The sequence below is a fragment of the Bradyrhizobium sp. UFLA05-108 genome, from assembly GCF_059803455.1.
Window position 1 is genome coordinate 37,688 of record NZ_JBANAZ010000026.1, and the last position, 20,305, is coordinate 57,992.

The window sequence follows — 20,305 nt, forward strand, 5'->3', positions numbered from 1 at the left end:
AACTCCTAGGCATGGCCGCCGAGGATGGCGGCAATCTCGTGTTGTAGCCGTTGCGGCAAGATCGCCTTCACCGAGCTAAGGAACTCTGCTGCAGTCGCGCCGCTGATCATCTCTTTCGGGATGAACAGGCCAGACTTTTGCTTGGCGATCGGCACGCGTGAGGCGCCGGTGCGAGCGAACACTTGGCCGCCCAGACCGATGCCCACACGCTTCGGAAACTGGCCGCCCTTGATGAACATGCCCGTGAACACACGGCGATGATTCCACGGCGCCGCAGAGACGCCCTTGCGCGTCTCACGGGCGCCGAAGTATTTCAGCGCGACATTGCCGCCGCGCGACTTGAGCGAATAGGTCGTGCCGGCCGGCATCTTTTTGACGGCGCGGGCAATCACCTGCCGCTTGAGGCCGGTTTGCGCAGTGAGCGAGCGCACGACGCGCGTTGCGGTCATGTCGCCGGTGCGGCGGATCGCGCGAGCGATCGCCTTGGGCGCCTCAGCCTCGGCTTTCTTGAACAGCTCGGCCAGATGCTCGACTTGGCGCGCATCGATCTCAAGCATCGAGAACGCCATCAGCGCCTCACGATGCGTGCGCGCAACTGCGCGAGTTGAGAGGATGCCGCCGTGCGGAGCGCGCCACTTCGCGCATCTTCCGTCAGGGTGCGCGCAACGAAGCCGGCCGCCCCCGCAACCGACTTGACATCGCCCCGCACGGCGGCGGACATGCCGCGCACGATCGCTTGCTTGCGCTCATTGCAGCGGCAACCCATGGCATCACCTCAAAGATGGATCATCACGCGGGCTAACCCGGTGCGCTAGGCGTTCTGACTTGAAGGCCGAGAGCCGTGCGCGTGATGAAGGAAAACCCACCGGGTGCGCATCGTCGAGAGGCGCGGCGGGTATTGATTGGTGCGCGCGATATTTTAGAGCGCGTCGCCGCAGCGCGCTTGCCTTCCGGCATTCAGTCTTTGCGATCGTTCGCGGTGCCGTGCGTTGAGCATCGGCTCGATCAAGGATCGATTGCGATTGTCGCGTTGCGTGATCAGTAGCATACAACATCACCGCATCGAGCGGCGATCATCTTCACATCAACGCGCCTCTCTAAAGGCGCCCGTCCAAAAAAGCCCGACGGCGAGCATGCGCGGCCGGGTAGTCTCACACACTTGGATCGAAAAGGAATTTACTTCATGACCGTGTGCCCTCATGAGCCGAAAATAGCTCGGGCGCCTCACGTCTGCGGGCGCCCGTTTGTTTCGCTCTGTCTTTTGCAGCGTCCGGGGTTATGTCAAGCGCGGCCTTCCGCGTCAAACACCCCCGACACGGAGTTGCAGCAAACCTCTTATCTGCTAGCTGATCGGCGGATTTTTTCTCGGCTCGCCCGGTTATAGGCCGCAACCGATTCCGACTCGATCGGCGACTCAACCGGCGGCCCCGCTGCGCGGCGCTTCGGAATAAGAGGATAGCCATGGGTTGCGAAGCGGGCGAAGGCATCGCGAAACAACACGCGCGTTGCGACGCTCGGGGACAGCCACGGCAGCGCCGGCAGCGCCGAGGGCAGCGGCTCATAATGCGACAAGCGACCGGCGAGATCGCGCGCCAGAACACTCAAGGCGCCGTGCCACGCCAGATATTCGGCGCGCGAATGCGCGACCGACAGCGGCATCGGATCGCACCACTCCAGCGGCGAACGCGGCGACATCGAGAGCGTGTACTCGCCATCACGCTTGCGCGCACGGCCCTCGTTCTTTTGCAGCATCACCAAGTCGCCGGCGTCATCGACACCGAGCACGAGCGGATAGGCGCGCAACTCGCCGCGCGCATTCCGCGCCTCATAGTGGCGTTGACGCGGCGCCGGCAGATCGAATTTCCAGGCCGGCCGCGAGCCAGTCGTCGCATTGCTGATCACGATCGCACGCGGATCGAACGATGCGCCCATGATCGCGCCGACGGCATCGCCGGCAATGCCGACGAATTCGCCGAACAGCGGCAGCACCTCGTCACGATCCTCAAAGCGCGCCCTGGTATCGAGCGCTCGGATCGCTTCCGCCACAACAAGCGCGTCGGGATGCGGCTCGCCGGAAACAAAACCGAGACCATCGCCGTAACCGGAGACATCGACGCGCACGCCGAGCGCGCAATATTGCGTCACGATCTGCCACGGCGTTGCCGACACCGCCCGCCCTTTCGGCAACTCATCACGCATCGCCCATTGCAACAACTTTTCGACGTCGATCTTGGTTTTCACTTCGATTCCCCCGTTTGGATTTGAAAGGATGTAGGGATGTAGGGTGCATGTAGGGTTGAGAGATAACCCTACATGCTGTTTTTGTTTTATCTTTCAATTAGTTAGATATGGTGGATGTAGGGATGTAGGGTTAAAGCTAATGCACACATGAGAAGCTTGCTTTGTGTTCGCCCCGCACCCCAAAGAGTGGAGAGAGCGGAAACTGACGAAAACCCTACATCCCTACATCCACCCCGCTTAGCATCTTGAGATCACTCATCTTTCGAGGGATGTAGGGTTGCCCACGACTCTACAGGCTTCCTACATCCCTACAGGCTAGACGGGCGCCATGTCGTCGTCGCCGGGGTGCGGCGGCGGCTCGTCGCGATGCCGGCGAGGCACATCGGGAACATTCTTGAGCTTAACGTGCAGGTAGCGCATGCCCTGTTCGGTGCGCTTTTTGGGCAAACCCTTCTGCCCCATCGCCTGACCGAACGCCTTTTCCTTCCATGGCCGCACCGCGTTCGCGTTCGCCCAGGCGGCAAAGGAATCGTACATCTGCCGCGCCGTCACGAACGCGCCGGCCGACCCATCAGGGTTAGCAGGCACACTCTCGACGCACGAGCCGATGAAAAGGCCGATCGGATCCATCTCATCGCGATATTCGGCGGTGGCTTCCATCACCTCCGGCGGCGTGCGCAAGCCACGGTTGAGATAATCAAGCGCACCGGCAATAAGCCAGTTCAGAATACCCGAACGCTCCGGCCAAATCTCGCCCATCACCTCATCCATCGGGCGCCGCTCGTGATCGGCAATCGTCACCGGCCACGGCACGAACTTGACGCGGCGCCAGATGCCGTGATCGACGCCGCCGATCTCGGGTTTGTGGTTGCCTGACAACACCATCTTGAACGTCGGACGAAACTCGAAAAACTCTTTGTTGAGCGAGCGCACGAGCATCGGCTCGCCGCCGGTGAGCGACTTGACCAGCGCCTCTTTGAACTGCACGCCGCGCTCGGGCTCAGAGGCGCGCACGAGCCGTGCACCGGGCAGGCGCGCGAGATCAGGCGTTGCCTGCGATCCTGAGCGCTGCTGATCGCCGGAAAGCGATTCAAACGCGATCGTCGCGCAGTACGGCCCCATGATCCGCGCGACGATATCGACGAAGGTCGATTTCCAGTTGGCGCCGGTGCCGTAGGAAAACACAAAGCACTGCTCGCCGGTCATGCCCGTGAGGGCATAGCCGTGATACCGCTGCACGAAGTCGCGCACCGCCTCGACCGGCAGAAAGCGCTTGACCGAGTCCTCGAAATGCGGACATCCCGCGCCCTCGACGTACTCAACCGGCGCAACCTTGGTGATGTTGTCGGCGCGATCGTGCGGCGTGAGCGTGACGCGCCAGCGCTTGAGCGTCTTGCCGGCGTGATCGGAGGCATCGGGATCGGGCTCGGTGTCGCAGACAAAGCGCACTGTGCCATTGAGCACATTGAACGCCAGCGCATCGGCATCAAGCTCGTCGATCGTCACGGTGCGATGCGGCAACGCCTGATCGAGCATGCCGCGGATTTTGCCGGCGTTGCCGCTACTGATCGCATATTTGCGCCGCGCGATCTGGCGCCCCTTGAGCGCAGCTTGCGCGTCCTCGCCAGCCTCGACGACCCGCACCAACATCACCCGCGCCGTGCGGCGCGCGACCCGTGCGCGGGCATCCTCATCGGCATCGATCTTAGCGATTTGCTCGCGCGCCTGGGCGGCGGCATCGATCGCGCGTTGCTCGTTCGGCGTTGCCGCCATCACATCGGCCTCAAGCACGATGCGCGCGGCCGTGGTTTGCGCGTGACGTGTTGCGATCTCATTGCCGCCTTCGCGCTCCCAATGCGTTCCTGCCCAGGCGTGCCAGCCGACATTGCGCACGTGGAGGAGTGAGGGGCCGAAATGATGCAACAGCCGCGCGCCGTTGCCGGTGTCGTTCTGCGGCTCGTGCGAGCAGGCCTCAAGCACATCACGCGGAATCTTGTCGGCATCGGCCGGGCGCTCGTTGTCGGCGGGGTCAACATCCTCATCGCCCTGCCCCCCGTAGGGGGCGCCCCCCTCGGCGGGGTGCGGGGCGTAGGAGGCAAAGCCGGATAAGTCGGCGTCGTCGGATTCGATCCAGTCCGCGATTTGCTGATGCGGCGGGATTTCTTCATTGTCGTCAATCATTGCTCTTGCCTTGAATCACGTCGTTAAAATCGAGGCCGCTAGGCGCGAACCGCACACGGATGGTGCGGCCCTCGCGCGCATGCCGGCGTGCCGCACGTTCCAGTGCATTGCGCGTCAGGAACGGCTCGGAATCGCCGTCGCCGAGCAACACAAGCTCGTCGGCGCTATCTGGCACCGGCATCGCCGGCGAATTCGGATCAGGATCGGGACCTGGCACGCGCTGCGGCCGGCCGTTGGCGGTCTTGAGAGTCGGATGCGGCGTCGTCTCCAATGCCCTGCCGGCGAGGTTGCCGAGATCACCGGAGGCGCGAAACGAGGTGCGGGACACATCGCGCCCGGCACGCACGAGCGCGCTATAGACCGCGAGAACGGTCTCAATGCCTTCGCCGGCGACGAGCCGCGTATGCGGCACGCGCAGGCCCTTGAGCGCATCGCTCGTGCCGAGATCAAGATAGCAGCCGGCTTTCGTGCCGCGCATCTTTTTCGACGGCAGCACTTCCCCCGTGTCGGGATGGATCACGACGGCCTTGCACTTCGGCTGATCCGTGTCGATCCATGTCATGTGCAGCCCGCGAAAGATGCCATCGGCATCGAGGAACGGCGCCAGCATCGCCGGCCCGCGATGCACGAGCAGCGGCTCGCGCTCGCGGCCATCGGCGAACAGCGGCAACCACGGATGAAATCTCAGCTTTGCATTCTCCGGCGCGAGGATGCCGCGACAGGCGAGATAGTCCGCCACCGGCGTGCCCGGCCAACGCGTACCAGCCTTCCAGAATTCAAAGAGACGCGCACGCTCGCGCTCGCGCGCCTTGGCGGCGAATAGATCGGCATTGCGCGCCGTGCTCCACCCGGCGCACCACGCGACGCGCAACGCATCATCCTCATTGAATGGTACCGGCACCTCGCCCATGACGCCGCCGGCCGCGAAGGCGCGACGCCCGGCGCGGCGGGCGAGCTCTGGCGTTGGCTTTTCTTCGGCCGCACCACCCAGGCGCTCTACGGCCGCCTCAAAACCAACGCCCTCGCGCTTGCGCACGAGCTTGATGACGTCGCCGCCGTCGTGACAGACGGCACACACCCATTTGTCGGCATTGCACTCAAAGCGCATCGCCGAGCGCGATCTCGGATCATCGGAGCAGATCGGGCACGGCCCGATATGGCCGCGGCGGCCGTTGCGGCGCAGCGTCACCCACTGCCCGGCAACATCGTGCACGGGATTACGCGCCTTCAGCGCGTCAAGCGCAGCATCGGAGATCATTTATTCATACCGGACATCATCGCCCCCCCCCCCCATCGTCGGCACCCTCGGCCTCGGCCCGCGCGAGTGCGGTCAGCCGGCCGAGGATCGTGCCATCGGTGCGCGCCCGCTCAATCAGGCGCGAGACGCCGTCGAGCGCGGCGGCCTCGCAATCGAGCCGGTGAATGATCGAGGCAACGTTGTCGCGCTGCACGTCGGTCAACTTCTCGCCGAGGTGCAATTTCAACTCATCGACGCGGATGCGCCGGCGACCGGCCTCGTTTTCGACGATCGCGGCCATGTCGAGCCAAGACACACGAGACTCGCCCTGGGGGCGCCCCTCAGGCCGGGGTGCGGGGTTTTCGCCCATCACCGCCTCGCCGTGATCAGCTTGGCCGCTTCGCACCACTCTTTCACCTTGTGGCGAATCGCATTGCGCGCGGCCTCGGGATCGCGCGCCGGCCGCGGCGTCTGCGGCAGGCCGGGCAAATACACCGCCCAGAAATAGCCTTCGCTCGTCGTGTCGTGCGTCACCGCGCCGACGGTAACGACGCCGAGCCGCGCCTCGATCTGATTGGCACGCTCACAAAACTCGATCGACACGGCCGCCATGCCGGCCGCGCTTACGGCGCGGCCGGAGCGCCGGGCATCACCCGGCTTTGATGCAAAATTGTCGGGATTGCGCTTGCGCACCTCGACGATGAACGATTGCCCCCGGTTGCTCATCAGCGCGCAATTCCGTAATCGTCGGCGGCGCGCAAGAATTGCTGCATTGCCTGTTCTGGCGACCAATACTGCAACGTGACGCCGAGCGGATCGCCCTCGATCTGATGCCAACGCACCGGCGGCGCCACCATGTTCTGCAACATCTCGTCGTGCAGAATAGCGTTGTCGGCGGCCTTCACCTCGGGGTGAAGCGGCCAGCAAAATTCAAACTTGTCGGCGATCGCGAGCATGAGATTGTGCTCGATCTCGACATAGTTCGATAGCGCCGGCTTGATCGGCCGAGGGATATCGACGAGATAGGCCTCGCTCGCATCGTGCAGTAACGCCGGCTTGCGCAAGCCCGACGACACCTTGCGCGCCATCAGCACGCAATGCTCGGCGACCGAGTAGAAGCGCCGGCAATGTCCGCCAAAACGGCACAGTTTGGACAACGCCGCCGCGATGTCGATCAAGTCGATCTCGTCGACTCGCGGATCGAGCGCCCAAAATTGCCGCCCGCTATAGGTTTGAATCCAGTCACCCTTGCGCATGTGCGCTTAGCTCCCAATGAGAAGATCGAGGGCCGCGATCGCGAATTCGATGCGCGGGATTACGTAGAACAAGAAGATGAAAGTGCCGAGGCCAAAGGCGGCGAGCGCGAGGATGTCAAAGCGATCGATGGTCATTTGGCGCTAACCAATCGGCGTATGGCTGAGGCGCCCAGTCGGCCGCGGCGGCCCGACACGCTTAGCGAGATCGACGTGCTCAATCGCCTTATCGGGATCGGCCATGCGCCAATCCGGCCAATCGCGCCGTTCATTCTGGCCCTGCTTGGTGTAGATCGCATCGGCGATCACTTCCGGCCCATAGCCGGCGCGCCACGCACCATCGAGCGCGAGCAAGATCACATCAACCCATTCGGTGATATCATCTGGCGCGTTCTCGATCTCGATCAGTTCCTTGCGGATGTGATCGATCACGCCCTTGACTCGCGCCCCAGGCCCGAACGTCGCGCGCGAGAATGCGCGCTGCCGGTAGAGATGCGCGACCAGATCAAACGATTGCATTGCTTCCCCTTCCCTAAAGCCCCGCAAAGAGCGAGCCGGCCTCGAACGGCGTGTCGGTGCCCTTTGCCTTGATCAGTTGCCGCTTGCGCTCGTCGGGGCCGGCAAAGGCCGTGCGCATGCGGTTTGCGATGTCGTCTTGAAACTCGCGGTCGATCTCGATCAGCACCGCGTGCCGCCCTTCCGCGATCGCGGCCTCGCCTGTCGTTCCAGATCCCGCGAAGGGATCGAGCACGGTGTCGCCGGGCTTGGTCACGAGCCGCACGAGGTAGCGCATCAAGGCGAGCGGCTTCACAGTCGGGTGTCCCGAGCCGGCGCGATCGGCCTCGTCGGCTTTCGGATGCCAGAAGAACCGCGAGACGCTTTCGCCGGAGGCATCGCGCGGAAACGCGCTTACCACCTCGTGCGAGCCATCGTGCAGCACGTTGGCGGGAAAGCTCGATCCGGTGGCGTGCTGCACGCGGCAGCCGGTGACATCGAGCGTCCCGGTGCCGTGCTTCAAAATGTTCTCGGTGATGGTGCCGTCGAGCGGTTTGCGCGCGATCAGGATAAACTCAGCCGCCGGCTTGGCGGTGATGTCGCGATCGTCATAGAACGCCGCCACGTGAGACACCGGGCCGCGCGCCAACTCGTCAGCGTCGCAGACATCGCCCAGGATGGCGCGATCGAGAAATTTGCCGAGCGGCTTGCCGTGCGGAAAGCCGGTGCCGTAGAGCCACGAAAAGACGTCGCGCGTCTCAAAGCCCGCCGCCTCGGCGGCGATCTGCATATGCGCGAACGCCTTCGGATAGTTGAAGGCGAGCAAGTATGCGCCGGGCTTGAGCACGCGATAAACCGCCGCCCAGGTCTCGACGCGATTGGCAATGTCGCCGAACACCGCGCCCTTGCCGTGCGCCGCACCCTTGGCGCCCCTGGAGAACATCTCACCTTTCGCTTTCGCCGACGTCGACGCGCCAAAGCGCTTTTCCATTTCGGGCAGGAAATACGGCGGATCGCACACGCAGGCGTCGAGCGTGGCCTCGCCCTGGCCGGCGAGCATGGCAAGCATGTCGCCGCGGTGCAGAACCACGCGGCCGTCACAGAAGGATTCGCCGCTCATGTGCGCTCGCCTTTGCGCTTGCCTTTGATCGGCATCGCGGCCGTGTTGCGCACGGCCTCGGCAAGCTGCTCGCGCAAATCGCGCTTGCTCGGCCCCTTGGCCTCGGCCGGCCGCTCGGCCGCGCCCGCGCGCTCGTCGAATATGCCCCGCACCATCGACGCGCCCCTCAGAACGGGATAGTGAGATCATCGATCGCCGCGCAAACGCTGAGGCGGGCAATCTTCTCAAATTCGTCGATATGCGGCGCGAGGCGATCGGCGGCCACGCCAGCAAGCGCGGCGTGCGCCGGCGTGGCCACATGCATCTCGGCGACGCACAGCAGGGCTCGGCGCGCATCCGCCATGTCGCGCGCCGACCGGTTCAACATGCATTGCAATTGTACGATCGCAACGCGCGCTCGGGCGTATTCCTCGCGAACATTCGCGATCTTGTCCGCCATTGTCGGTTTCTTCACAGTTGCCCCCATCTTTAGAACGGAATGTCGTCATCCATGTCGGGCTTGCCCGACGAAATGCTGCCGGAGTTGCGCGCCGGCAGCGACCGCGCATCGGTGCGATCGGCGTTGTCGTTCGGCGGCGGGCCGCCTGGGCGACGATCGCCGCACAATTCCAGCGTCGAATTGAACGAGCGCAACACGATCTCGGTGACGTATTTTTCAGCGCCGCCCTGGTCGGTCCATTTGCGCGTCTCAATCGCGCCCTCGACGTAGAGCTTTGAGCCCTTCTTAACGTACTGCTCGACGACCTTCGCCAGCCCCTCATTGAACACGACGATGCGGTGCCATTGCGTGCGCTCCTTGCGCTCGCCGGTGGTCTTGTCCTTCCACTGCTCGGAGGTGGCGATCGAGAACGACGCGATCGCGCGGCCATCCTGTGTGCGCCGGATTTCTGGATCGTTGCCGACGTGACCGAGCACGATCGCTTTGTTGATGCCGCTCATTGCCCCTTCGCCCCTTTCATGAACCTGGAATCGAGATCGGAGGCGATCGCGTCGCTCAACCTATCGGCAGCAAATCGCACCTCTGCCCGGGCCCCCTCGATCAGGCCCGCCAGATACTTCGGCACATCGGCCCGAAATGCCTCGGCAACCGCCTTTGCGACGTGCCGCACGCCTGGCGTGTCGCCATCAAAGCGAGAGATGCCGATGGTGATGTTTTTGAGAGCCGCATCGCGGCCCTCATCTGTGTCGAGCTGATTGAAGATCATCTTGAGACGATCGACAGCCGCCTCATATTCGCGGAAGCGTATCGCGCTGTTGCCATTCATCATGCGCGCACCCGCTGGTCTTGCTCGCGGCACATCCGCATCAGCATCGCCGGCGTCGGCAGCGGCATGCCCTTGCGATCGAACCTCAGCCAATCGGCCGGCACGAGATAAGGCTCGGGCCGATCGGCGTGATTGGCGAGCAGCGCCGCGCGCAAGGCACCGCACTGCGTTTCGCAAGAGCGGTTGAATTCGCCGAGCGCGGCGTCGTCATCGGCCTCATCGTCGTCGGCGTCGGGCTCGGCGACAACGACAGGCGCCGGCGCCGCCTTGATGAATTTCTCGAAGAACGGTCGCGGCTGATTGGCGAGACGGCCGGCGGCCTTTTCATCGCGCCAAAACCGTTCCAGCCATTTTTCGCCAACCGCATGCGCCCGCGCGATCTCGCGCAACGTCAGCGGCCCGAAATAGGCGTGTCTAAGTCTGATCTTCTTTGCTTCGCGCATGGTCGGCCCCCGCCTGTTGGAATTGATCGCGCACGATGGTGCGCGCCTGCTTCACTTGCTCGACGAGGCGCGCGCTTTTGGCGCCTCGCACGAGTGTCTTGTGCGCGAGATCCCCCAGCGGCTTGACCAGCGCCCGCACCGCGAGATCGGCAGCCAAGCCGTGCGCCTCAAGATCGGCCTCGACCTCGACCAGATCAGCGATGAACTCGCGCGAGACTGTTTTTGCGGGATCGACGATGGCGACGTTGGCGAGCCACACGAGCCGCGAGATCACCGCGCGCGGTGTCGGCTTGATCATCGACGCGCCCCGCACTGGCAATAAGGCGTCACACACACGCACAAAGATCGCGCGCGGCGCTCGATGTCGGAGTGATCGTGGAACGTGCGCGCGCGACCGGCGCCGCGCGGATTGCGCCGACCGTCGATCGCGCAGTCGCAGAACGATCGCTTTGCCGTGCACGTGCAGCGCAGCGGCATCGCCACGCGCGGCGGCTCGATCATGTCGAGCACATCCGCCCATGGCCGCCGGCGCACCATACGGATCAGCGCGCAAGACCCCCCAAGCGCGATCAACGCGGCGCCGGCGGCCAGAAGTCCCCAGCCCAGGCAAGTCACTGCGACACCCGCAACTGACCGGCCGCAATCTGCCGGCGGCGCCGCGCGCACTCGCGCTCGCCGTTCGGCGTGTAAAGTTTCGACGACCAGCGCCGGCGGCCGCGCGGCGGCAATGTCAGCAACGGCGGCGCCGGCAGAAACGCCGGCATGACGCGCGGCATCGCAAAGCCACGCCCCGACAGCACGGCGAGCACGGCGACCATCAAAGAGCGCGTGAACATCAGCATGCGCGCGCCTCCCGCAGATGATCGGCGCGATCCTTGGCGCGATCCTCCGGTGCGGACGGAACGGAGCGCCGGCGCGAAAGGTTAGAGATGACGAATGGCGAGCGGCAGGCCGCGCAGTCGCACGGCATCGCATCGCCCTGGCCGTCATGAATGACGGACTTGGTCTGAGACATGATTTCCCCCATGCAGCCGAACGGGCGCGGAACACCCGTCGCGGCAGCGACCCCGGTTTCGGAAACGTCAAGCGAAAAGTTCGAGCCGAAGCTCTCGTTTCAAGCGTGACGAAACTAGCGTGATTCGCTAGTTAGTCGTCAAGCACCCCCTATCGGGGATTGCTAGTTTCAAACCCATTCGGTTCCGGGTAATCTGCTGATATGGCGAGGGAAATAATTTCTGTGCAGGAGAGTAACTTGCGTAAGCCGCGAGCACGTCGCCCGAGGCCCAACCGTATTTTTGAACTGACCAAGGCGCGCAAATGGACCTACCCCGAGGTTGCCAAGCGCGTGCGCGAGCTTGCGCATAAGCGCGGCGATGCGGAGCGCGCCGAGACCCACACTGTCACCATCAACCGATTAGCGACAGGAGCGGCCAATTTGACTCAGGCATGGATGAATATTTTGGGCGAAGTCTTTGGCGTGCCGGCGGCCGAGATCATTGCGCCGCCGGTCGCCGAGAATTTGCGCCGGGTGCGCGTCGTCGTGGCCCTGGCCGCCGGAGACTGGCGGGCGCAGTCGCAATTGCCTGATCTCGAGCAGCACGACGTCATGATCCCAAGCGAAGAGGCCCTGACGGATGTGGCGCTTTACGCCGGGGAAATCCGCGGCGACGACATCAATCGCCGCTACCCCAAAGGCGCCATCGTCGTGATGTCGCATTTCGAGCCGGGCGTGATCGACAGGCCCGGCGAGCTGATGGAGGGCCGCCGCTACCATGTCCGCGCCTTCAAGGCCGACGGCTTGATCGAGGATTCGATCAAGACGTTGACGCGCGGCCCTGAAGGGCAATTGTGGCTACGGCCCGAGAGCGAGCATCCGCAGCATCAGGAATGGGTGCCGCTTGCCGGCAAGGCCGGCTTGCGAATCGAGATCGTCGGCCGGGTGCGCGGGGTGTTCTTCCGCGAGGAGTAAGCGGAACCTGACAGCCATGTGACGAATCAACGCCCGCGCCAATCGGCGCGGGCTTTTTGTTGTGCGCAACACTCCACAACTTTTCCGTAGGAATACTATCTTGACGAGCTTTTTTATGTCCAAACTGTGGAAGCTAACGTAAAGGGCTTGTTAACCCGAGCGAATCAAACTAGCCAAATCCGCTAGTTTCTGTTCGGGGAATCAGATGCTCATCACCAACGTGTCCACAGCGCTACCCTTGCTCGCGCCCGGCGAGCCCGCCTCCCCAGAGGCGGCCAGCCTCTCCACCATCGCCTGCACAGCGATCCTGTCCGCCGCCGGCGGCACGCTGCGCCGCTGTGGCACCGGATGGTTCGGTCCCGACAAGACCCGCCCGTTTCCCGCCACACTGATCCGCGGCCTGATCCGGCGCGGCTTGCTGTTCCGCTGCAGCGGCAATGCCGCGCGCCTGACGCCGCGCCAGGGCGAATGGTGCGCGCGCACGCTGGCGAGCGCGAGCGTGCACGCGGCGCTTGGCACGATCGCCATCGTGGATGAACCATGCCCGATCGCGCCGTGCAAATCCCGCGCAGGATGCGAGGTCAACGCATGATGATGCCGCACCAACACGCCGACGTGCAGAATTACCGCAAGGCCGCGATCGAGCAATACGAAGTCGAGCGCGAGATCTTCAACCGACGCAATTCGAAAAGCGCCATCGACCAGAAGATCGTTCCGCGCCTGATCGAGAAGGCCGCGCGACTTGCCATCGAGATCGCGCCGCTCAAGGCCAAGGCCGACGCCTATGAGGCCAGCTTTGCGGCGCATCAAATGGCGCATCGGAACCAAGTTGATTCCTCACCGGTTGCACCCACAACCCCGCGCCAGCTCAGCGATGCCGATCTCGACATCCCCCTATTTTTGCGGAGGGCCTGATGTTCATGTCGCAAACCCTGATCGTGCGCGACGCCGATTTCAACATCCTCGACACGATCGAGATCGCGCCGGGCAGGCAGATCACGCGCGGCGACATCCGCACCATCATGCGCACCCACAAGGGCGCCGAGGTGATCGAGCGCGTGACGACGACGGAGCGGCGCCCGTCATGATCATGGAACAAGCCCGCGGTGCGATCCACGATCTGGCATCGCTGCCACCGCTACAAGTTGCGCGCGCGTCGCATCTGATTGCACGCATCAAGATCGAGACGCGGTGGATTCTGTTAACCACACCCGATCTTGCGCGCGCTACCAAATGTGCGACACGCGCCAGCTTTATTGCGCGCTGGAAAAAATTTCGGAACGCTTGCGCGCCGGCCGACGCGAATGTCGATCGACTTTTCTATGACATCGCCGCCGAAGAAGCCGCAGTGTTCGCGGCGCTGATCCTCGCACGGCGCAAGAACAGTGGTGGGCTATGAGTGAACTCATTGAACGGAACAATATCGTTTTCTTGCGCGACACGTCGATGTCGCGCGCCGATTTTGAAAACTTACCGGCTTGCGCGCCGGCCGACGGCACCGATCTGGTCGGCACCATCAAGGCAAACGGCGGCAAGCTGTGCCGCGTGCTGATCGAGCGCGAGGGCAAGTGCGTCTGGCACGCGGCTGCCTGGATCTCCATCAACGGGACGGAACGCGCCACCGCGGCCCGCGTGCGACTTGGCCGCTATCAACCGGAGGGGTAAATGCTCAAGCTGCTCAAATCGATCTATGCGCATGTCACGGGCGACCGTGCCGGCGAATGCTCGCTGATCCTCAACGCGCTCGGCCTCTTGCGCATTCAGCGCGACGTTGCGCTCAACACGTTCGGCGAGAGCGATCCGCACCTTTCCGAACTCGCCGACGAGGAACGCGCGCTGCGCGACCGTGCGCGCGAACTCGGGGCCGCCTGGGCGTGAGCATCCTCGCACTCATCGGCGCCGGCTATCTCGTCACGCAAGTCGGCGTCGTGGCGTTCTTTGCGCGACGATACTGTATCAACCAGCAAAGGGATCAATCACGTTGACACGCTCATCACTCAAGCAGTTACGCCAAACAATTCTCGACACAACAGTGCCGCCCTGCCCGTTCTGCGGATCGATCGCCGAGGTCGAATATTGGCACGGCGGCAAGTCGAATAAGCGCATGATCAGTTGCAGCGGAAACCTCGCCGCCTGCGAAGTTAATCCGGGGGTGACTGGCGCAAACCTGAAGGAAGCCCGCCAGCGCTGGTCAAAACGGGCCTGATCTTTCGGAAAAACGTTTCGCCGGCGGGTGCGCCCGCCGGCCATCTATCGGGGCAAGCGGGGCCGGGGATGACCCTCAAGTTGTACACATTGGACGAGGCGGCGGCGCATTTTCGCGTCTCAAAGCGGGTTTTTGCCGAATTTGTTGCAGTCAACCCCTTTTATCGGACGCTCGGGCGGGCGAAACTGTTTACCGATCAAGACCTTGCACAGCTTTATGAGGCCATGACGTGCCCCTCGAAATCTACCAACGCCCCGACTCCCCAAACTGGTACTTGCGCGGCACGCTCCGAGGCGTCCGAGTCCGCGAGAGTTGCGGCACTCATGAAAAAAGCATTGCCGAAGAAATCCGCGCGAAACGCGAATGGGAAATCCTGCAAAGTAGTGTCCATGGCGTCAAGGCGGGCGGCACCTTCCTCGGCGCCGTAGCGATCTATCTGGAGCACGGCGGCGAGGCGCGATTCCTGCAACCGCTGATCGACCATTTTGGATCGACGATCGCCGGCAAGATTGATCAGGAGGCGGCCGACGCAGCCGCGAAAGCGATCTATCCCGGCCTCGCGCCATCAACGCTCGATCGCCAGCTTTACACGCCGCTCGCCGCGGTCATCAACATGGCGGCGCAAAAGCGTCCTAGCTTGTTCGCGGCCGTCAAATTCAAGCGCCCTAAAAAGCCAAAAGGCCGCGTGCGCTGGATCACCCACGCCGAGGCCTTTTGTCTGATCGAGGCGTGCGCACCGCATCTAAAACCGCTCGTCGCCTTCCTGTTCTACACCGGCGCCCGCATGGGCGAGGCGTTGTGGCTCGACTGGCGCAACGTCGATTTGCAGCGCGCCCAGGTGCAATTCGTCAATGACGGCACCGTGCGCACCAAGAGCGAAAAGGATCGCGGCGTGCCGCTGCATCCCGATCTCGTCGCCATCCTCGCCAATCTTCCGCACCGCGAGGGCTGTGTCTTTCGCAAACAAGGCAAACGCATCAAACCGCGCGGCGCCAATGCGGGCGAGGTGATCGAATTGCTCGGCGAGCCCTATGCCCCGCTCGATCCCGACGATCCGCGCGACGTCTCGGCAGGCTCGCGGATCAAGAAGGGGTTTCAGGCCGCCGTCAAACGCGCCGGACTGACAAATTTTCATCCACACGATTGCCGCCACACCTGGGCGACGTGGCATTACCAAGAGAACCGCGATCTCAATTTGCTCAAGGAGCTTGGCGGCTGGGCCACGCTCGACATGGTGTTGCGTTACGCGCACGTCAACGTCGCGCACGCCGCGCCCTCGATCAACAAGATGCCCTCGATCGGCGTGCCGACAACGGCGCAAGGATCGCCGCCGGCAAGTGTCGAGGCGATCGCGCGCAAGGCGGCGACGTCATGAGCGTGCGCGAGTAAATTTTAATCGTCGCGGGGATTGGCCTTGCGGCGGGACTAGCAGGGGAGAACTGATGCATCGACTCGTGAACATTCCACACGCCAAGGCCAACGCCGCGATCGAGGCGCGCGTTGACGGCGCACACGTCAAGCTCGTGTGCGTTGACAAGGGCGAGCGCCGCAATGATCCGCACAATTGGAGCGGCATCGGCGACTTGTATATCGGCGACCATATGTTTGAGCAGCCCGACGCCTTGCGGGCGATGGTTGGTCACGCGCTCGTCTTGGCGATCGAGACGGCGCGCGAGGTCGGCTATCAGCAAGCGCAAGCGGACATCCGCGACGCCCTGGGAGTTGCCCGATGATCTCCGACACCCTGCACGACGCGGCACACCAAATTCGCCGGTATCTCATGGCGGCACCGGAGGCGTTTGCGGATGACACCGACATGCTCGCCGACATCTTCGCGCTATTGACCGAAATGGATCGCATCGGAACCAAGCTCGATCGGTCTCCGTCGGCGCCGGCCGAAAAGAGGATGATCCAAGGCACCGTAACGCCCGACACCTTGCTCGACGCCGACACCACCGCGCAAATGTTCGCCAAACTCACCGGGGCCGAGCCATGACGGAATTGACACCGGCCGAGCGTATCGTACTCGCCGAGGCCGCCGAGAAATTCCGGATCGAGATCGAGCTAGCCCAGGGCGCAGGCCTCGACGCGATCGCGGCGAGGCTCGGCGTTCCGCCGCGCGAGGTGATCATGCAGATGGAGGGCGCCCCGATGGAACCGGATGCCACCTATCGCCGGCGAGTCTTGCACAAGGCGGGCTTCCAGCCATGACGGCGCAACGCATGGCGTGCACGGCCTGCCGGCTGCTCTTTGCGGCGGCCGACGCGGCGACGGTACGCTCGCCGCAATTCCCTGTGAACATTGCGCGGTGCCCGCGCTGTGACTGCGGCGACCTGTTCATGTACCGCGTGCTCAGCGCCCAAAATCCGCCCAGCCCGATCGCCAAACACGGTAAAGCCTAAGTAAATCAACACGCTAGGAGGTGACGCCCAACACCTTCACACGGGAGAGGTCCAAGGTTCGATCCCTTGTGCGCCCACCAAAAACGCAACAAAATCAACAATTTGCCTTGCCGTCTCCCATCGTCTGTGCCCCGGAAATCTCAGGGTACAGCCGGGGCACAGACGTCCGCTGATGGCTCCGCTTTCTGCCATCGGCCCCGCGCGAACGAATGCGACCGGTGCAGTTGCTATTGGACCCGGTCGACTCGAAATCGCTTCCTCGCCAAAGGCTGCGGGCCGCGCCAGCGACCGAGGGCCTCGCCGATCGCCGAAAAGGCCCCCTCTTCGTCTCGGAGCCGGCGGACTAGAGCAGGACGTGCGCTGGGTACCGCCCTTTTGTACCAACGCCAAAGGTTGCTAGGCAGGCAACAAACCCGCCACACGACTTCAACACGTCTCCCGAGACGAGGAGGTGCCCGCCTCCCAGACCCCAAGCCAACCGGCGGTACCCCTACGCCGTTGAGGTCAGTCGCTTGGCCTGATCAGCCGCGGCGCGTCGCGCCGCGATTGCCATCCAGTCGCGCAGCAGTCCCCTGTCCTCCTTCGAAAATGAGGCTCGCCGCTTAAAGTCTTCAAGCGTCTCACCGGGATGGCATCGCTCGAAGTCTTCACGGATCAACGATTCGAGGTAGTTCCGTTCTTCCTCACTGGCTGGGAGCTGATTGTAGTGAGCGCTAGTCGGCATGGTGGCCGTCCTAATTTGCCTACAGCGTGTGGCATAAGCATCGTTAGATGGAGCTTTGCCATCACACCAGCTATCGTTTCTTTCGCTTGTCCTCGAACCACTCCACCTTCCGGACAGTGTAAGCCTTCGCGCCACCCGGGGCTTCGACGAGTACCGTCGTGCCTTTGGTCTTGCCGATCAGAGCCCTAGCGATCGGTGAAGTCACTGAAATCCGGCCCTCCTTCGCTTCGGCCTCGGGCTCACCGACGATCTGCCAGATCCGCTTCTCACCGGTGTCGTCATCAATCAGCGTCACTGTGGCGCCAAACTTTATCGTATCGCCGGAAAGCTTCGATACGTCGACGATTTCGGCGCGCGCGAGCTTGTCTTCCAAGTCGGCGATTCGAGCCTCATTAAGTTTTTGCTCCGCGAGCGCAGCCTGGTATTCCGAGTTTTCAATCAGGTTGGCCTCGTCGGAAATCGACTGCTGGATTCTCTGAACAAGGCAAGGTCTCGCGACTCGAATGCGGTGCCTCAACTCCTCTTCGAGGGCAACATGACCTGCAGCGGTTACAGGAAATCTTGTCATTGGATTTTTGCACCGACTAGTTCGGGAGACACCTGAATGCGGGATCGACCAACGTTCTCCCAAATGCGCTAACCATTGCCGCCGCTTCATGGTCTCCGCGATCTTCGAGGACGCGACTGAGCATTTGTACTCTTTCTCGAAAGGCGGCCAACAGAGATGGATCGCGTTCGCACAAGACACCGGCCACACAAAGAGCAAGCGCTTCCGTGCCCATCTTGACCTGAGCTAACGAGCCTGCAGTCATACCTAATTCCTCCTGGCGCGGTGGTTTATAGTTTCCCCGAACTGCTTCAGAGCTTCAACGTTAAAGGGAACGTAGAGGCTAACAGCAATTCAAAAGTTCGCCGCTGTTCAAGCAGCCGTTTGTCAATGATTGCTCGCTCAGCATCGGACAGATCGGCCTGAAGCAGCCTGCGACCACGCCAAATGTCGTTTCGCACTGATCTGATCTCGCTGGGGCTTTCATCGATCGCAGACATCTCCGATCAACTCGGTTCGAGTTGGCCCTTGACGACTAATTAAGCCTGCAAATCTTCGGCTAGCCGTCGCTGTATGAAGTTGCGTTCAATATCGGTCAGCTGTGTGTTGAGAAGCTTGCGATATCGCCTCACATTCGCCTCGCGCGTCCACCGCGGATGACCGTGCGGGCGTGAAGGTTGAGTCGATCGATACGGTATCGTGGCGGCCCGCCCTCCGATGGAAGGCTGCGGCTTGTCGAAACAGCCGCAATCGAGGCTATTCAAACGAGACACCCGCATGGCCATCCCACCACGAGGCGGCGGATCATTCTCGTCGTCCAATTGCTTGAGTGCCGCGAGGATGTCGTCCAAACGCAGTCTGTGTGGGATAGCGGGGATTTCACGAAGCGCTGGGTGGGATTCGACGACGTACATATCCGACGCCCAGGACGAGAGGATCACTCGCTTCTCGTCTGTCGAAAGTTCGGTATCGTTCAATACGCTGTCCGGGGAATCGTAGTGGAATACGGATGGAAGGAATCAGCACACTTGGCAATACGATCAGCCTCGCTCATTTCTTGTCTCCATTTGCTCCTTTCGTCGAGAGACGAGTTGCTATGGGTTTGGGGCGGCGGCGAGACGCCGCCGCCTTCGGCGTCAGTTAGTGTTGATAGCTATGCGTTTGACGTTGCGATTTGACTGCTCTGACTTCGGGATCGTCACAGTCAGGACGCCATTCTTGAAATCTGCTTGGGCCTTGTCTTCTTCAACGTCCTCCAGCGGTATCTGACGTTGGAACGATCCGTAATACCGCTCGCTGACGAATTTCGATTCGTCGCTTCGCTCGACCTTCTTCTCGCCGCGGATAGAAAGAACGCCGTTGGCGATTTCAACCTGAACGTCCTTTTCGCTGAGACCCGGCAGTTCAGCGGAAACAGTCATAACCTTATCGGTTTCGCTGAGTTCGAGCCGGGGCCAGCCGAACTGGCCTTCCGTCAGCGGATTGGCCGATCGTCCGAACGAACCGACTCCGCGAAAGACGTCGTCGAACAGCCGGTTCATCTCGCGATGAAGCGTGAAGAACGGATCGAAAGCCTCCTGTCCGGTCGAGAGCTGCTGGCCTTTCGTCCGTGGAATAAGGTCACGAACACCCATGGTATCCTCCTTGACATGAAGCCTATTGATGCGTGGGCGGATGCTGCCCGCGCGTGACACGATCAGGCAAGACGCGGCTCAGGCCGCCTTCTGCATGATTTGCCTGGCTGAAGCGCCACCGTCGATTGCAATGCGCCGGGGCTTCAGGGCTTCGGGGATTTCGCGGACGAGCTCGACCCGCAGCAGACCGTTGTCGAACGTCGCGGTCTTCACCTGCACGTAATCGGCAAGGTTGAACTGCCGCTTGAACGGTCGGGCCGAGATGAGGTACTCGTGCTGGTCCTTATCGCTCTTGCCACCTTCCACCGTGAGCACGTTCTGCTCAGCGGTCACGGCGATCTCATCCGGGCTGAAACCAGCCAGCGCCAAGGATATCTGGTAGCGATCTTCGCCCAGCCGCTCGATGTTGTAGGGCGGGTAGTTATCCTCCATTCTGTGCTGGGTTTCGTCGAGGAGATCGAAAAGGCGATCGAAGCCAATGGTCGAACGCCACAGGGGAGCAAAATCGTAAGTCCTCATAGCCAAGTCCTCCTAAGAGCAAGATGGATACGAAGGCGCGCAAGACATCAGTTCAGGACCCTGTCTGGC

The 20,305-nt window shown here is 62.5% G+C and carries 38 protein-coding genes; 13 read left to right on the forward strand and 25 right to left on the reverse strand.

Translation table 11 applies throughout. The features are described from left to right. Positions 1 to 5 precede the first annotated feature (5 nt). Positions 6 to 569, reverse strand: coding sequence for a hypothetical protein (locus SO140_RS20110; RefSeq protein WP_498542997.1), 564 nt, complete (start codon positions 567 to 569; stop codon positions 6 to 8). A 278-nt stretch (positions 570 to 847) separates the two neighbouring features. Between SO140_RS20110 and SO140_RS20115 the strand changes: the two genes are divergently transcribed. Beyond that, the gene (locus SO140_RS20115; RefSeq protein WP_498542998.1) at positions 848 to 1,045 is read left to right on the forward strand and encodes a hypothetical protein; all 198 of its coding nucleotides are present in this window, start codon (positions 848 to 850) and stop codon (positions 1,043 to 1,045) included. 290 nt (positions 1,046 to 1,335) lie between these two features. On the opposite strand, the gene SO140_RS20120 is transcribed toward SO140_RS20115, so the two are convergent. From SO140_RS20120 to SO140_RS20205, 18 genes are all read right to left on the reverse strand, one after another. Continuing rightward, positions 1,336 to 2,241 (reverse strand): hypothetical protein, encoded by a 906-nt coding sequence (locus SO140_RS20120; protein WP_498542999.1) that lies wholly within the window; start codon positions 2,239 to 2,241, stop codon positions 1,336 to 1,338. Between the two features lie 315 nt (positions 2,242 to 2,556). Continuing rightward, entirely contained in the window at positions 2,557 to 4,422 is a 1,866-nt protein-coding gene (locus SO140_RS20125; protein ID WP_498543000.1) for a phage/plasmid primase, P4 family, read from the reverse strand. Then, positions 4,415 to 5,680: a DUF7146 domain-containing protein gene (locus SO140_RS20130; protein WP_498543001.1), complete on the reverse strand. Its 1,266-nt coding sequence runs from the start codon at positions 5,678 to 5,680 to the stop codon at positions 4,415 to 4,417. Before SO140_RS20130 ends, SO140_RS20125 begins: the two co-directional genes overlap by 8 nt. Before the next feature lie 16 nt (positions 5,681 to 5,696). Further along, positions 5,697 to 5,975, reverse strand: coding sequence for a hypothetical protein (locus SO140_RS20135; protein WP_498543002.1), 279 nt, complete (start codon positions 5,973 to 5,975; stop codon positions 5,697 to 5,699). A 53-nt stretch (positions 5,976 to 6,028) separates the two neighbouring features. Next, positions 6,029 to 6,385, reverse strand: a complete 357-nt coding sequence (locus SO140_RS20140; protein WP_498543003.1) for a hypothetical protein — start codon at positions 6,383 to 6,385, stop codon at positions 6,029 to 6,031. Continuing rightward, the gene (locus SO140_RS20145; RefSeq protein ID WP_498543004.1) at positions 6,385 to 6,915 is read right to left on the reverse strand and encodes a phosphohydrolase; all 531 of its coding nucleotides are present in this window, start codon (positions 6,913 to 6,915) and stop codon (positions 6,385 to 6,387) included. Before SO140_RS20145 ends, SO140_RS20140 begins: the two co-directional genes overlap by 1 nt. 6 nt (positions 6,916 to 6,921) lie before the next feature. Beyond that, a complete protein-coding gene (locus tag SO140_RS20150; protein ID WP_498543005.1) occupies positions 6,922 to 7,050 on the reverse strand; it encodes a hypothetical protein in 129 nt (42 codons plus the stop codon). Positions 7,051 to 7,056: 6 nt separating this feature from the next. Further along, positions 7,057 to 7,431, reverse strand: coding sequence for a dATP/dGTP pyrophosphohydrolase domain-containing protein (locus tag SO140_RS20155; RefSeq protein ID WP_498543006.1), 375 nt, complete (start codon positions 7,429 to 7,431; stop codon positions 7,057 to 7,059). Positions 7,432 to 7,444: 13 nt separating this feature from the next. Next, the gene (locus SO140_RS20160) at positions 7,445 to 8,527 is read right to left on the reverse strand and encodes a DNA-methyltransferase (RefSeq protein ID WP_498543007.1); all 1,083 of its coding nucleotides are present in this window, start codon (positions 8,525 to 8,527) and stop codon (positions 7,445 to 7,447) included. Further along, positions 8,524 to 8,682, reverse strand: a complete 159-nt coding sequence (locus SO140_RS20165) for a hypothetical protein (RefSeq protein ID WP_498543008.1) — start codon at positions 8,680 to 8,682, stop codon at positions 8,524 to 8,526. Before SO140_RS20165 ends, SO140_RS20160 begins: the two co-directional genes overlap by 4 nt. Positions 8,683 to 8,693: 11 nt before the next feature. Continuing rightward, positions 8,694 to 8,966: a hypothetical protein gene (locus SO140_RS20170; protein ID WP_498543009.1), complete on the reverse strand. Its 273-nt coding sequence runs from the start codon at positions 8,964 to 8,966 to the stop codon at positions 8,694 to 8,696. A 29-nt stretch (positions 8,967 to 8,995) separates the two neighbouring features. After that, positions 8,996 to 9,466 (reverse strand): single-stranded DNA-binding protein, encoded by a 471-nt coding sequence (gene ssb, locus SO140_RS20175; RefSeq protein WP_498543010.1) that lies wholly within the window; start codon positions 9,464 to 9,466, stop codon positions 8,996 to 8,998. After that, positions 9,463 to 9,795, reverse strand: a complete 333-nt coding sequence (locus SO140_RS20180) for a hypothetical protein (RefSeq protein ID WP_498543011.1) — start codon at positions 9,793 to 9,795, stop codon at positions 9,463 to 9,465. The genes ssb and SO140_RS20180 overlap by 4 nt, the downstream gene beginning before the upstream one ends. Next, entirely contained in the window at positions 9,792 to 10,235 is a 444-nt protein-coding gene (locus SO140_RS20185; RefSeq protein ID WP_498543012.1) for a hypothetical protein, read from the reverse strand. Before SO140_RS20185 ends, SO140_RS20180 begins: the two co-directional genes overlap by 4 nt. Continuing rightward, on the reverse strand, positions 10,207 to 10,533 hold the full coding sequence (locus tag SO140_RS20190) for a hypothetical protein (protein ID WP_498543013.1): 327 nt from the start codon (positions 10,531 to 10,533) through the stop codon (positions 10,207 to 10,209). Before SO140_RS20190 ends, SO140_RS20185 begins: the two co-directional genes overlap by 29 nt. Continuing rightward, positions 10,530 to 10,736 carry a hypothetical protein gene (locus SO140_RS20195; RefSeq protein WP_498543014.1) on the reverse strand — a complete coding sequence of 69 codons (207 nt, stop codon included), beginning with the start codon at positions 10,734 to 10,736 and terminating at the stop codon, positions 10,530 to 10,532. The genes SO140_RS20190 and SO140_RS20195 overlap by 4 nt, the downstream gene beginning before the upstream one ends. A 110-nt stretch (positions 10,737 to 10,846) precedes the next feature. Beyond that, on the reverse strand, positions 10,847 to 11,077 hold the full coding sequence (locus tag SO140_RS20200; protein ID WP_498543015.1) for a hypothetical protein: 231 nt from the start codon (positions 11,075 to 11,077) through the stop codon (positions 10,847 to 10,849). Further along, on the reverse strand, positions 11,071 to 11,250 hold the full coding sequence (locus tag SO140_RS20205) for a hypothetical protein (RefSeq protein ID WP_498543016.1): 180 nt from the start codon (positions 11,248 to 11,250) through the stop codon (positions 11,071 to 11,073). Before SO140_RS20205 ends, SO140_RS20200 begins: the two co-directional genes overlap by 7 nt. Before the next feature lie 237 nt (positions 11,251 to 11,487). On the opposite strand from SO140_RS20205, the gene SO140_RS20210 reads away from it, so the two are divergent. From SO140_RS20210 to SO140_RS20240, 7 genes are all read left to right on the forward strand, one after another. Further along, entirely contained in the window at positions 11,488 to 12,204 is a 717-nt protein-coding gene (locus SO140_RS20210) for a hypothetical protein (protein WP_498543017.1), read from the forward strand. A gap of 205 nt (positions 12,205 to 12,409) precedes the next feature. Further along, positions 12,410 to 12,796 (forward strand): hypothetical protein, encoded by a 387-nt coding sequence (locus SO140_RS20215; protein WP_498543018.1) that lies wholly within the window; start codon positions 12,410 to 12,412, stop codon positions 12,794 to 12,796. Beyond that, the gene (locus tag SO140_RS20220; RefSeq protein WP_498543019.1) at positions 12,793 to 13,119 is read left to right on the forward strand and encodes a hypothetical protein; all 327 of its coding nucleotides are present in this window, start codon (positions 12,793 to 12,795) and stop codon (positions 13,117 to 13,119) included. The genes SO140_RS20215 and SO140_RS20220 overlap by 4 nt, the downstream gene beginning before the upstream one ends. Further along, entirely contained in the window at positions 13,119 to 13,292 is a 174-nt protein-coding gene (locus SO140_RS20225) for a hypothetical protein (RefSeq protein WP_498543020.1), read from the forward strand. The genes SO140_RS20220 and SO140_RS20225 overlap by 1 nt, the downstream gene beginning before the upstream one ends. Next, complete coding sequence (locus SO140_RS20230) at positions 13,289 to 13,603, forward strand: hypothetical protein (RefSeq protein WP_498543021.1); 315 nt, start codon at positions 13,289 to 13,291, stop codon at positions 13,601 to 13,603. The genes SO140_RS20225 and SO140_RS20230 overlap by 4 nt, the downstream gene beginning before the upstream one ends. A gap of 47 nt (positions 13,604 to 13,650) precedes the next feature. After that, positions 13,651 to 13,869, forward strand: a complete 219-nt coding sequence (locus SO140_RS20235; protein WP_498543022.1) for a hypothetical protein — start codon at positions 13,651 to 13,653, stop codon at positions 13,867 to 13,869. After that, complete coding sequence (locus tag SO140_RS20240) at positions 13,870 to 14,082, forward strand: hypothetical protein (protein ID WP_498543023.1); 213 nt, start codon at positions 13,870 to 13,872, stop codon at positions 14,080 to 14,082. 78 nt (positions 14,083 to 14,160) lie between these two features. On the opposite strand, the gene SO140_RS20245 is transcribed toward SO140_RS20240, so the two are convergent. Then, positions 14,161 to 14,454: a hypothetical protein gene (locus SO140_RS20245; protein WP_498543024.1), complete on the reverse strand. Its 294-nt coding sequence runs from the start codon at positions 14,452 to 14,454 to the stop codon at positions 14,161 to 14,163. Between the two features lie 185 nt (positions 14,455 to 14,639). Between SO140_RS20245 and SO140_RS20250 the strand changes: the two genes are divergently transcribed. From SO140_RS20250 to SO140_RS20270, 5 genes are all read left to right on the forward strand, one after another. Beyond that, on the forward strand, positions 14,640 to 15,785 hold the full coding sequence (locus tag SO140_RS20250) for a tyrosine-type recombinase/integrase (RefSeq protein WP_498543025.1): 1,146 nt from the start codon (positions 14,640 to 14,642) through the stop codon (positions 15,783 to 15,785). 67 nt (positions 15,786 to 15,852) lie between these two features. Further along, complete coding sequence (locus SO140_RS20255; RefSeq protein WP_498543026.1) at positions 15,853 to 16,143, forward strand: hypothetical protein; 291 nt, start codon at positions 15,853 to 15,855, stop codon at positions 16,141 to 16,143. After that, entirely contained in the window at positions 16,140 to 16,406 is a 267-nt protein-coding gene (locus SO140_RS20260) for a hypothetical protein (RefSeq protein WP_498543027.1), read from the forward strand. Before SO140_RS20255 ends, SO140_RS20260 begins: the two co-directional genes overlap by 4 nt. Next, positions 16,403 to 16,621, forward strand: coding sequence for a hypothetical protein (locus SO140_RS20265; protein WP_498543028.1), 219 nt, complete (start codon positions 16,403 to 16,405; stop codon positions 16,619 to 16,621). The genes SO140_RS20260 and SO140_RS20265 overlap by 4 nt, the downstream gene beginning before the upstream one ends. Beyond that, entirely contained in the window at positions 16,618 to 16,812 is a 195-nt protein-coding gene (locus SO140_RS20270; RefSeq protein WP_498543029.1) for a hypothetical protein, read from the forward strand. Before SO140_RS20265 ends, SO140_RS20270 begins: the two co-directional genes overlap by 4 nt. A gap of 490 nt (positions 16,813 to 17,302) precedes the next feature. Here the strand turns inward: SO140_RS20270 and SO140_RS20275 are convergent, their stop codons facing one another. From SO140_RS20275 to SO140_RS20295, 5 genes are all read right to left on the reverse strand, one after another. Continuing rightward, a complete protein-coding gene (locus SO140_RS20275; protein WP_498541644.1) occupies positions 17,303 to 17,536 on the reverse strand; it encodes a hypothetical protein in 234 nt (77 codons plus the stop codon). A 70-nt stretch (positions 17,537 to 17,606) separates the two neighbouring features. Beyond that, positions 17,607 to 18,104: a transcription elongation factor GreA gene (gene greA / locus SO140_RS20280; RefSeq protein ID WP_449384448.1), complete on the reverse strand. Its 498-nt coding sequence runs from the start codon at positions 18,102 to 18,104 to the stop codon at positions 17,607 to 17,609. 518 nt (positions 18,105 to 18,622) lie between these two features. Continuing rightward, positions 18,623 to 19,060, reverse strand: coding sequence for a hypothetical protein (locus SO140_RS20285; RefSeq protein WP_498543030.1), 438 nt, complete (start codon positions 19,058 to 19,060; stop codon positions 18,623 to 18,625). Positions 19,061 to 19,219: 159 nt separating this feature from the next. Beyond that, positions 19,220 to 19,717, reverse strand: a complete 498-nt coding sequence (locus tag SO140_RS20290) for an Hsp20/alpha crystallin family protein (RefSeq protein WP_498543031.1) — start codon at positions 19,715 to 19,717, stop codon at positions 19,220 to 19,222. A gap of 78 nt (positions 19,718 to 19,795) precedes the next feature. Then, positions 19,796 to 20,236 (reverse strand): Hsp20 family protein, encoded by a 441-nt coding sequence (locus tag SO140_RS20295; RefSeq protein WP_498543032.1) that lies wholly within the window; start codon positions 20,234 to 20,236, stop codon positions 19,796 to 19,798. Positions 20,237 to 20,305 lie beyond the last annotated feature (69 nt).

What these genes read in the sequence shown, in the direction of transcription:
- SO140_RS20110 (WP_498542997.1), bottom strand. Translation starts at nt 569, where the DNA reads ATGGCGTTCTCGATGCTTGAGATCGATGCGCGCCAAGTCGAGCATCTG.
- SO140_RS20125 (WP_498543000.1), bottom strand. Translation starts at nt 4,422, where the DNA reads ATGATTGACGACAATGAAGAAATCCCGCCGCATCAGCAAATCGCGGAC.
- SO140_RS20130 (WP_498543001.1), bottom strand. Translation starts at nt 5,680, where the DNA reads ATGATCTCCGATGCTGCGCTTGACGCGCTGAAGGCGCGTAATCCCGTG.
- SO140_RS20140 (WP_498543003.1), bottom strand. Translation starts at nt 6,385, where the DNA reads ATGAGCAACCGGGGGCAATCGTTCATCGTCGAGGTGCGCAAGCGCAAT.
- SO140_RS20145 (WP_498543004.1), bottom strand. Translation starts at nt 6,915, where the DNA reads ATGCGCAAGGGTGACTGGATTCAAACCTATAGCGGGCGGCAATTTTGG.
- SO140_RS20150 (WP_498543005.1), bottom strand. Translation starts at nt 7,050, where the DNA reads ATGACCATCGATCGCTTTGACATCCTCGCGCTCGCCGCCTTTGGCCTC.
- SO140_RS20155 (WP_498543006.1), bottom strand. Translation starts at nt 7,431, where the DNA reads ATGCAATCGTTTGATCTGGTCGCGCATCTCTACCGGCAGCGCGCATTC.
- SO140_RS20160 (WP_498543007.1), bottom strand. Translation starts at nt 8,527, where the DNA reads ATGAGCGGCGAATCCTTCTGTGACGGCCGCGTGGTTCTGCACCGCGGC.
- SO140_RS20165 (WP_498543008.1), bottom strand. Translation starts at nt 8,682, where the DNA reads ATGGTGCGGGGCATATTCGACGAGCGCGCGGGCGCGGCCGAGCGGCCG.
- SO140_RS20170 (WP_498543009.1), bottom strand. Translation starts at nt 8,966, where the DNA reads ATGGCGGACAAGATCGCGAATGTTCGCGAGGAATACGCCCGAGCGCGC.
- ssb (WP_498543010.1), bottom strand. Translation starts at nt 9,466, where the DNA reads ATGAGCGGCATCAACAAAGCGATCGTGCTCGGTCACGTCGGCAACGAT.
- SO140_RS20180 (WP_498543011.1), bottom strand. Translation starts at nt 9,795, where the DNA reads ATGATGAATGGCAACAGCGCGATACGCTTCCGCGAATATGAGGCGGCT.
- SO140_RS20185 (WP_498543012.1), bottom strand. Translation starts at nt 10,235, where the DNA reads ATGCGCGAAGCAAAGAAGATCAGACTTAGACACGCCTATTTCGGGCCG.
- SO140_RS20190 (WP_498543013.1), bottom strand. Translation starts at nt 10,533, where the DNA reads ATGATCAAGCCGACACCGCGCGCGGTGATCTCGCGGCTCGTGTGGCTC.
- SO140_RS20195 (WP_498543014.1), bottom strand. Translation starts at nt 10,736, where the DNA reads ATGATCGAGCCGCCGCGCGTGGCGATGCCGCTGCGCTGCACGTGCACG.
- SO140_RS20200 (WP_498543015.1), bottom strand. Translation starts at nt 11,077, where the DNA reads ATGCTGATGTTCACGCGCTCTTTGATGGTCGCCGTGCTCGCCGTGCTG.
- SO140_RS20205 (WP_498543016.1), bottom strand. Translation starts at nt 11,250, where the DNA reads ATGTCTCAGACCAAGTCCGTCATTCATGACGGCCAGGGCGATGCGATG.
- SO140_RS20215 (WP_498543018.1), top strand. Translation starts at nt 12,410, where the DNA reads ATGCTCATCACCAACGTGTCCACAGCGCTACCCTTGCTCGCGCCCGGC.
- SO140_RS20220 (WP_498543019.1), top strand. Translation starts at nt 12,793, where the DNA reads ATGATGATGCCGCACCAACACGCCGACGTGCAGAATTACCGCAAGGCC.
- SO140_RS20225 (WP_498543020.1), top strand. Translation starts at nt 13,119, where the DNA reads ATGTTCATGTCGCAAACCCTGATCGTGCGCGACGCCGATTTCAACATC.
- SO140_RS20230 (WP_498543021.1), top strand. Translation starts at nt 13,289, where the DNA reads ATGATCATGGAACAAGCCCGCGGTGCGATCCACGATCTGGCATCGCTG.
- SO140_RS20235 (WP_498543022.1), top strand. Translation starts at nt 13,651, where the DNA reads ATGTCGCGCGCCGATTTTGAAAACTTACCGGCTTGCGCGCCGGCCGAC.
- SO140_RS20240 (WP_498543023.1), top strand. Translation starts at nt 13,870, where the DNA reads ATGCTCAAGCTGCTCAAATCGATCTATGCGCATGTCACGGGCGACCGT.
- SO140_RS20245 (WP_498543024.1), bottom strand. Translation starts at nt 14,454, where the DNA reads ATGGCCGGCGGGCGCACCCGCCGGCGAAACGTTTTTCCGAAAGATCAG.
- SO140_RS20255 (WP_498543026.1), top strand. Translation starts at nt 15,853, where the DNA reads ATGCATCGACTCGTGAACATTCCACACGCCAAGGCCAACGCCGCGATC.
- SO140_RS20260 (WP_498543027.1), top strand. Translation starts at nt 16,140, where the DNA reads ATGATCTCCGACACCCTGCACGACGCGGCACACCAAATTCGCCGGTAT.
- SO140_RS20265 (WP_498543028.1), top strand. Translation starts at nt 16,403, where the DNA reads ATGACGGAATTGACACCGGCCGAGCGTATCGTACTCGCCGAGGCCGCC.
- SO140_RS20270 (WP_498543029.1), top strand. Translation starts at nt 16,618, where the DNA reads ATGACGGCGCAACGCATGGCGTGCACGGCCTGCCGGCTGCTCTTTGCG.
- SO140_RS20275 (WP_498541644.1), bottom strand. Translation starts at nt 17,536, where the DNA reads ATGCCGACTAGCGCTCACTACAATCAGCTCCCAGCCAGTGAGGAAGAA.
- greA (WP_449384448.1), bottom strand. Translation starts at nt 18,104, where the DNA reads ATGACAAGATTTCCTGTAACCGCTGCAGGTCATGTTGCCCTCGAAGAG.
- SO140_RS20290 (WP_498543031.1), bottom strand. Translation starts at nt 19,717, where the DNA reads ATGGGTGTTCGTGACCTTATTCCACGGACGAAAGGCCAGCAGCTCTCG.
- SO140_RS20295 (WP_498543032.1), bottom strand. Translation starts at nt 20,236, where the DNA reads ATGAGGACTTACGATTTTGCTCCCCTGTGGCGTTCGACCATTGGCTTC.